This window comes from Arthrobacter sp. ISL-65, assembly GCF_018613795.1.
Classification (GTDB): Bacteria; Actinomycetota; Actinomycetes; order Actinomycetales; family Micrococcaceae; genus Arthrobacter.
On sequence record NZ_JAGGPN010000033.1, the window covers coordinates 52,155 to 60,505 of the forward strand.

Consider the following 8,351-nt stretch of genomic DNA (forward strand, 5'->3'; position numbering starts at 1 on the left):
ACTACGGCGCGTAGAAGTATCTGGCTAGACTGGTGCCATGAACATCGTCTATAACGTCATGGTCTTCCTGCACATCGTCGGCGCCGCCATGATCGTCGGCATCTGGATCGGCAACATGAAGAAGCCGACTGTCCATCCCCGGCAGTTCGACGGCGCGGCACTTCAGCTCCTCACCGGCATCGTGATGATGGGCCTGATCCCCGCGCTCGACATGGACGCCAACTACGCGAAGCTGGGCATCAAGATCGGCGTCGCCCTGGTCGTCGGCGTGCTGGCCTTCATCGGCCGCCGCAAGTACAAGAAGGGCGAGCCGATCTCCGCCGGCCTGGCCCACAGCGTGGGTGGGCTGGCTCTGCTGAACGTCGCTATCGCGACGCTCTGGCGGTAACCGCCCCCTGCCATGCCAACGACGACGGCGACGCCCCCTCCCGCGGGGGGCGTCGCCGTCGTCGTTTTGGCGCTTCCGGTCATAATCCTCTGACAGCGGACAACCCGTGCACGGGAGGCACCTAATCCATAGGATTGAGCAGGAAGGGCCGGGCGGCAGCCTGGCCCAGGACTGAACCCAAGTTAAGGAGTGGACATGGCAGCAACACGCACCGCACACACAGTATGGAACGGCGACCTGATGACGGGCGCAGGCAACACGACGCTCGACAGCTCCGGACTGGGCACCTACGAGGTCACCTGGAAGGCCCGCACCGAGGCCTCGGAAGGCAAGACCAGCCCGGAAGAGCTGATCGCCGCCGCTCACTCGGCCTGTTTCTCCATGGCCTTCAGCCACGCACTCGCCCAGGCCGGCCACACGCCGGAAGAGGTTCACACCAAGGCGGATGTCACCTTCGTGCCCGGCACTGGCATCACGGGCAGCCACCTGACCCTGAATGCCAAGGTCCCAGGCATCTCGGAAGATGAATTCCAGAAGATTGCAGCGGAAGCCAAGGTCGGCTGCCCTGTTTCCGGCGCCCTCGCCAGCATCGACATCACCCTCGACGCCACGCTCGCAACTTCCTAATGTTCCCGGCCTAATTTCCCGGCTTCGCCGCTTGGTGGCGGCGCCGACAGCAAAGGCCCTGGGAGTTCTGGAACACCAGAACCCCCAGGGCCTTCGCTTTACGCCTGCGTTTGGCGCCGGGCCGGCAGCGGTTCCGGCCGCAGCCGGCGGTAGCCCTCGCGGGCCGGCGGCCGGTCCGTGGGCAGCTCCTGCACCATCTCCTTCAGCGCCGTGATGCCGGATTCGAGCTGCGGGTCCCGGCGGGCAGCATACGCGTGCGGCGGGAACGTCACCTCGATGTCCGGAGCCACGCCGTGGTTTTCGACGCTCCAGCCCACTCCGCCGCCGAACCACGTGGCGTAGCGGGGCTGGGTCACGCCTGTTCCGTCGGCCAGCGTGAAGCGGTTGTCGATGCCGACGACGCCACCCCAGGTGCGGGTGCCAATCACCGGGCCAATGCCACGCAGCTTCGAGACCTGCGTGATGATGTCGCCATCGGAACCGGCAAATTCATCGGCCAGGATGATGACCGGACCGCGCGGCGCGTGGTGCGGATAGGTCCGGGGCTTTTCGCCGCGGGGCATGCTCCAGCCCGTCACCTTCCGCCCGATCAGTTCGGCCACGAGCTGGGAGGTGTGCCCGCCGCGGTTGCGGCGAACATCCACGATCAGGCCGTCAAGCGCCGTCTCGGTGTCCAGGTCACGGTGGAGCTGCGCCCAGCCGTTGGCCAGCATGTCCGGAATGTGCAGGTAGCCGAAGTTGCCGTCCGACGCTTCGCGTACCGTACGGCGGTTGGCATTCACCCAGTCCTGATACCGGAGCCGTTCCTCATCCTTGATGGGGACGACGGCGATCCGGCGCTGGGCTCCGGATGCCGGGCCATGGCCGGCGCCGTTGCGGATGGTCAGTTCCACCGCCCGCCCCGCCGCGCCCACCAGCTGCATGGCCGGGGTCAGCGACTCTGTGAGGCGCACGCCGTCGATTGCCAGCAGGACGTCCCCGGCCTTGGCGTCGGCGCCCGGCCGGGTCAAGGGTGAGGTGGCCAGCGGGTCCGACGATTCGCCGGCCAGGATGCGCTCGATTTCCCAGCCCTCGCCGTTGAACGCGAGGTCGGCACCCAGCCGGCCCTGGCCGTTGCTGCCGTTTTCGGTGGCTGCCGCCGGGCGTACGTAGGCGTGGGACGTGCCGAGCTCACCATGCAGCTCCCACAGCAGGTCCACCAGGTCGTCATGCGATCCGAGCCGCTCCACGAGCGGACGGTAGCGGGTGTGGATGGAGTCCCATTCCTGGCCCGCCATGTCCTCGGTCCAGAAGAAGTCGCGCTGCAGCCGCCATGCCTCGTCGAACGCCTGGCCCCAGACGCTCAGCGGATCCATCAGGACCCGGATGCGCGTGAGGTCCACCATGACCAACTGGCCGGAGTCCTCGTCGGCCTTAGCATCGGAGGGCACCACCCGGATCTGCTTGTCATGGACCAGGACCACCTTCCGGCCGTCGCCGGACAGGCGGTAGCTGTTCAGGGCGTCCACGAGGATGGTGCTCTTGCGCTTGGCCAGGTCGAAGCGGACAAGGCTCGGGGCAGCGTTCTTGTCCTCCAGGCTTGCCCTGCCCTCCCCGGTAACTCCGGCAAGCGCGCTGTCGAGCCACAGCAGCGCTCCGTCTGCGGCAGTCAGGGCCGAATAGTTGCCCTGCGGAACCGGGACGCTGATGACCCGGTGGGCGAGGCCTTCGGCGTCCACCCTGACAGCGGCCGGCGCCGTCTGGCCTTCGGCGGCTGCACCGGACTGGGCTGCGGTGCCGTCCTGTTCGTTGGCTCCGGCTGCCAGGGCGACGCTGGGGCCGAACGGCGAAGCGGTGTCCGCCGCGAGGGCCACCAGATAGGGCTTGATCGGGCTGGGGAAGGACAGGTCAAAGGAATGGCCGTCGTAGACCGGATCAAAACTGCGGTTGGAGAGGAAGGCCAGGAACTTGCCGTCCGGGGAGAACGACGGCGATTCGTCCCGGAAGCGCCCGTCCGTCACCTCCACAATGGCGGCCTCACCGGTCTTGACCTCCGCGGCGCTGGTTTCCCTGGCGTTGGCTTCCCGGGCGCTGGCGCGGACCAGGCGCAGGCGGCTGCGTGACCCGAAGGACGTCACCGGTTCAGACCAGGCCAGCCAGGCGGAGTCCGGCGACCAGGCGAGGTCCTCAATGCTGCCCTCGCCGATACTGGTTACCACCGTCAGTGCGCCGTCCTGGGTGTCAGCGATGTACAGGTCGCCAAAGGCGGTTCCGATCGCGATCCAGCGGCCGTCGGGGCTGGCTTCGATGGCGCTGGCGCGTGAAGGCTTGGGGAACCGGACCGTGAGCTGGCTTGCACCGCCCGCAACGGTGCCGGTTGCCTGGCCGGCCGCAGTCCCGGTCGCTGCCTCCGCCGGGGCGAGGTCGGCCGCAGCGTCGTCGGCCACCGGGTGGGTGGCGCGGGGCCCCGCGACGCCGGCGGCGGAAACGGGGCTGGGCAGGGGAACTGCCGGCGAGGCGGGCTCCGGCTGATCACCGGCGGCTGCGGTGTCCGGGGCAGCAATGGTCTTGGCCGCTGCTGCGGCCTTTGCGGCTGCATGGACTGCGGCGTCGTGTGCCGGGACCTGTGGGGCGATCTCCCTGATGAACAGGGCCTCGTCGCCGTCGTGGTCAGCCACGTACGCGATGCGGCCGTCCGGAAGTGGACGGGGCAGGCGGGCGCGCACGCCGGCCGTTGCCTCGACCACGCGGGACGGTCCGTCCTTGTGCCGGAGCCAGTGGACTGTTCCGTGGGCCTCCACAGCACTGGCTTCCCCTGCGGTGTCCGGCCGGACGTCGCCGAGGTGCTTGGAGACCCTGAGGAGTGAGGGACGGCGGCCCTGGGACGCCGATCCAAGCGTTATCTCCAGCCGGATCGCTTCCGAGCCAAGGTCATGCAGGAGCCAGAGCTCACCCGCCGATTCGAAGATGACGCGCTTGCCGTCCGTGGAGGCGTGGCGGACGTAGAAGTCCTCGTGGTCGGTGTGGCGCCGCAGGTCCCCGCCGCCGGGCAGGACCGAGTACAGGTTGCCGTAGCCTTCGTGGTCTGAGAGGAAGGCGATACGCCCGTCTACCCACATGGGGTCAGCCAGATTGCCGTCCAGCTCCGGCAGGAGCCGCTCAAACTCGCCGTTTCCGTCGCTGTCGATCCAAAGCTTGCCGGCGGTGCCGCCACGGTATCGCTTCCACCAGGCCGGTTCGCGGGACAGCACACTGCCCACCACCACCGGCTTTTCGTCCCCGAGTTCCGGGCCGAACGCCACGGACTCGACCGGTCCCAGCGGGAGCTCCTCGGCCCAGCCGCCCTCCGTGGACAGCCGGTAAGCGTGCGTGTGGCGGCTCTCGGCCTGGCGGAACGCACTGGTGACCACGATGTCCCCTGAGGGGGTGAAGCCTTTAACCCGAGTGGTGCTGTGCCCGAAGAAAGTCAGCTGGCGGTACCCCCCGCCGTCGACATCAGCGATGACCACCTCGGGAGCCGTCCCCTGCACGACCGTCCAGACCAGCTTCGTTCCATCCGGCGTAAAGCGCGGGTTGCGGGCCGGCAGCTGGAGCGAGGAAACACGCCAGGCACGGCCGCCGCTGAGGGGGGCAATCCAGACGTCGTCCTCGGCCACAAATGTGACCAGATCGCCGTGAACATGAGGGAACCGGAGGTAACTCGAAGAGGTCATCGTTCGATCATAGTCAACGTGACATGAGCCATCGGGGAGGTGCCCTGCCGTGCCGGGCATGGTGAGATGGATCATGCGCATTGTCATGGCCGGCGCCTCAGGGCTCATCGGAACCGCACTCTCCTCCCGCCTAACCTCCGACGGGCACGACGTCGTCCGGCTGGTAAGGCGGCCGCCGTCGTCCCCGTCGGAAATCCCGTGGGATCCCGCCACCGGAACCCTGGACCCGGCTTCCCTTGAGGGAGCCGACGCCGTCATCAATCTTTCCGGCGCGAACATTGGCGCCAGGCCATGGACGCCGCATCGGATCGATGAGCTGTTCCGGTCGCGCCTTGATCCCACCCGGACGCTTACCTCGGCGATGCGTCGGCTCGACTCGCCACCGCGTACCTTCATCAGCCAGTCCGGTTCGGGCTACTACGGCGACGCCGGGCAGTCGACGCTGACGGAGAACTCCCCCGCCGGGCAGGGCATCATGGCACGCATCTGCGTCGAGTGGGAGACGGCAGCCCGCGAGGCCCCGTCCGGAGTCCGGATTGTGACCCCGCGGACCGCAGTGGTGCTGAGCCGGTCGGGCGGAGCGATGGGCCGCCTGCTGCCCCTGCTGCGGGCAGGCATTGGCGGTCCGCTGGGCAACGGCCGGCAGTACTGGCCATGGATCACCCTCCCCGATCTCACCTCCGCGTTCGGGTTCCTCCTCACGTCAGGGAATTCGGGCGCCGTGAATGTTGCGGCGCCGGAACCCGCCGACGTGAACACCCTCGTGGCGGGACTGGCAAGGGCGCTTCACCGGCCGGCCCTGCTGCGCGCGCCGGCCCCTGCGCTGCGCCTCGTCATGGGCAAGCTGGCCGACGAACTCCTGCTCGCGAGCCAGCGGATCGAGCCAACGCTGCTCAGGGACAGCGGGTTCACCTGGCAGCATCCGACGGTGGCGCTTGCCGCCGGGTGGGTGGCCGGCGAAAAGTAGCTGTTCGGTTCAGTTGGTGTTCAGTCCGCCGGCAGGATGTCCGCGATGCGCCAGCGTCCCTCCACCGGGACCACGACCAGCCGCAGCCTCACATCCTGCTGCCGCGCTCCTATGGCCACGACGGCGCCTCCGGCCGATCGCTCCTCGTAAGCCGCGGTCGATGACGTCACCGCCACCACTGCCCTCGCAGGCGTGCTTTCGGGCAGGCGGCGCGCACCGGAGAGGCTTGTGGTGAACCCGTCCAGCACCGTCCCGGATTTTTCCAGTCCGGTGCGGATCCGTCTGTCTGCGGCCTGAGCCGGGGTGTTCGGGGCGTTGACGTCGTCGAGCAAATGCAGCCTGCCCTCCCGCAGCGCCAGCGAACGCAGCTGCGCCAGTCCGTGGACCGCCTCTAGAGGATCCTTCGCCGCGAGCCGCCGCCGGACATCATCCGGCAGGCCATCTTCAGGGAGGACATCACCCGGCTGGCCGGCACCTTGAGAGGATCCGGGACTGCCCGCCGGGAGGCCCGCTTCCTGCACCGCTCCGGGCAGCGCCAGAAGCACGGCGCCGGCAAGCACCGCCGCCGTGAGCACGCCGCCAGCCACTGCCGGACGGCGGCTGCTATGCGTGTCTGTCCTGTGCCTGGCTGCCGCGTGCCTGACCGCGTCTTGCCGGGGGTCCACCGTCCGCCTGCCGGCGTGCGTGACTTCCGCGTGCCTGAGCGCGGTACTCCCGGCGGCCGCGTGCCTGATCGCCGGGGCCGGGGCCGGGGCCGCCGGAGCTCCACGCGGTGACAGCCGGCCCAGAGCCCTGGCCCATCCCGTGGTCGTCAGCCGCCTTCGCCAGGCGAGCAGGCGCTTCCTCAGCCGTCCGCCGGACGGCGGGACAGGCCTGCGCGTCAGCAACTCGGGCAAGACGGTGTCATGCACCGAGCGGGACAGGTCCACAGGTGCTGCGGCCGCACTGCGGTACACAGCCGTGGCAAGCTCGGCGGCAGCCGGACGTTGCCGCCGGTCATCGCTGAGCCCCGCCTCCAGCGCTGCCGCGAGCTCCGCCGGCACGTCCGGAACAAGCAGGGCGAGGGGCGGTCTGGCCGCGGATGGCGGCGGGGGCTGTCCGGTGAGGCAGTACCAGCCCAAGGCGGCGGCCGCATAGACGTCGCGTTCCGGCTGCAGTCCGGCCCGGACCGCGTCCACCCGGGCCGGATCAGCAAAGCCGTCGGTGTGCAGATCCGGAACGCCGGAAGCGTCCCCCACCATGCGGGCCACGCCAAGGTCTGCCAACAGGGGCTTTCCATGGGCGGTAAAGAGTACGTTGCCGGGTGCGACGTCCGAGTGCGTGAAGCCGTTGTTGTGCAGATAGCCCAAGACCTGCGCGATCGGCGTCAGGACCGTGACCGTCTCGCCCACACTCAGGGCGCCCCTCGCCGTGACCAGCTGCCGGAGCGAGCCGCCGGCCGCGTAGTCCATCAGCAGGCCGAGGCTGCCCTCTTCAGGTTCACCGGTCCTGACCACGCCATAGGCCTTGACCAGGTGTTCGTGGTCAAGCACGGACATGACCAGGAGTTCCCGGCGGACATCCTCCTCCCGCGTCACGGCAGGCTGTGAGTTCGCAGTGCCTGATTCAGCCATGCCTGCCGCAGCAGCGCCGGATGGCCGGCCGAAGCACTTCAGGGCAAGCCTCACGCCGGTGATGTCCTGCGAAACCAGCCACACATCGGCGCTGCCGCCACGGCCAAGCCGGCGGCATACGGAGTAGCCCGCGACAGCAGGCGCCTCCTCCACGGAACCGTGCATGTTCGCGCTGTGAATGTCCAAGCTGTGCTGGTCCATGGCTTAAGGAGTACCGGAAACCGGAAATTCCTGCAGAAGTTATCCACAGGCAGGCACGGGCGCGCTTCGCCCTCCGCAGGATAAGCGCGGCATGTGACCGGGAACGGGATGAGAGGTTGGGCACACTATCAGGCAGGAAGCTGGCTGAGGTCTAAGCTGGAACGCATGACTCTTGAGTTCACAAAGCTCGGTCTTGCCCCGGATTTCGTCGATTACAGCCGCGCCTGGGACCTCCAGCGCGAAATCCATGAAAATGTCCTGGCCGGCAAGGCCCCCAGCACGGTACTCCTCCTGGAACACGCCGCCGTCTACACGGCCGGAAAGCTGACCGAGGATCACGAGCGGCCCTTCGACGGCACCCCTGTGGTTACGGTGGACCGCGGCGGCAAGCTCACCTGGCACGGACCGGGCCAGCTCATCGGATACCCGATTATCAAGCTGAAGAACAAGGCCGGTATCCGCGACTACGTGGGGCGCCTGGAGGCCGTGATCATCGCCGTGCTCGCGGACTATGGCATCACGGCGGTCCGGATCAAGGGGCGTGCGGGTGTCTGGATCGAGGAGGATGCCAAGGGCCCCGCCCGCAAGATCGCTGCCATCGGCATCCGGGTCAGCCAGGGCGTGACCATGCACGGCTTCGCCATCAACTGCAACAACGACCTCGCACCGTACGGTCAAATCATCGCTTGCGGAATCACCGATGCCGGTGTGACCACCATCGCCCAGGAAACGGGCCGCGACGTATCTCCCGCCGATCTCGTTTCGCGGATCATCGAGGAACTGCGCAACAATGAAGACGCCCTAGTTGCAACCCCCGAAGGAGCTCTCCTGTGACACTGGCACCAGAAGGCCGGAAAATGCTG

Annotated in this window: 6 protein-coding genes; 4 read left to right on the forward strand and 2 right to left on the reverse strand. The window is 68.2% G+C overall.

Annotated elements, in window-relative coordinates:
- Positions 1-37 precede the first annotated feature (37 nt).
- Both J7I85_RS13995 and J7I85_RS14000 read left to right on the forward strand, forming a co-directional pair.
- Positions 38-388: a hypothetical protein gene (locus tag J7I85_RS13995; protein ID WP_214852603.1), complete on the forward strand. Its 351-nt coding sequence runs from the start codon at positions 38-40 to the stop codon at positions 386-388.
- Between the two features lie 195 nt (positions 389-583).
- On the forward strand, positions 584-1,015 hold the full coding sequence (locus tag J7I85_RS14000; protein WP_214852606.1) for an OsmC family protein: 432 nt from the start codon (positions 584-586) through the stop codon (positions 1,013-1,015).
- 98 nt (positions 1,016-1,113) lie between these two features.
- On the opposite strand, the gene J7I85_RS14005 is transcribed toward J7I85_RS14000, so the two are convergent.
- Positions 1,114-4,707 (reverse strand): S41 family peptidase, encoded by a 3,594-nt coding sequence (locus J7I85_RS14005; protein WP_214852608.1) that lies wholly within the window; start codon positions 4,705-4,707, stop codon positions 1,114-1,116.
- 73 nt (positions 4,708-4,780) lie between these two features.
- Here J7I85_RS14005 and J7I85_RS14010 point away from each other — a divergent pair, with 73 nt between their 5' ends.
- Positions 4,781-5,674, forward strand: coding sequence for a TIGR01777 family oxidoreductase (locus tag J7I85_RS14010; protein WP_214852610.1), 894 nt, complete (start codon positions 4,781-4,783; stop codon positions 5,672-5,674).
- A 20-nt stretch (positions 5,675-5,694) separates the two neighbouring features.
- Here the strand turns inward: J7I85_RS14010 and J7I85_RS14015 are convergent, their stop codons facing one another.
- On the reverse strand, positions 5,695-7,488 hold the full coding sequence (locus J7I85_RS14015; RefSeq protein WP_251024341.1) for a protein kinase: 1,794 nt from the start codon (positions 7,486-7,488) through the stop codon (positions 5,695-5,697).
- A 165-nt stretch (positions 7,489-7,653) separates the two neighbouring features.
- Between J7I85_RS14015 and lipB the strand changes: the two genes are divergently transcribed.
- Entirely contained in the window at positions 7,654-8,322 is a 669-nt protein-coding gene (lipB, locus tag J7I85_RS14020) for a lipoyl(octanoyl) transferase LipB (RefSeq protein WP_214852612.1), read from the forward strand.
- Positions 8,323-8,351 lie beyond the last annotated feature (29 nt).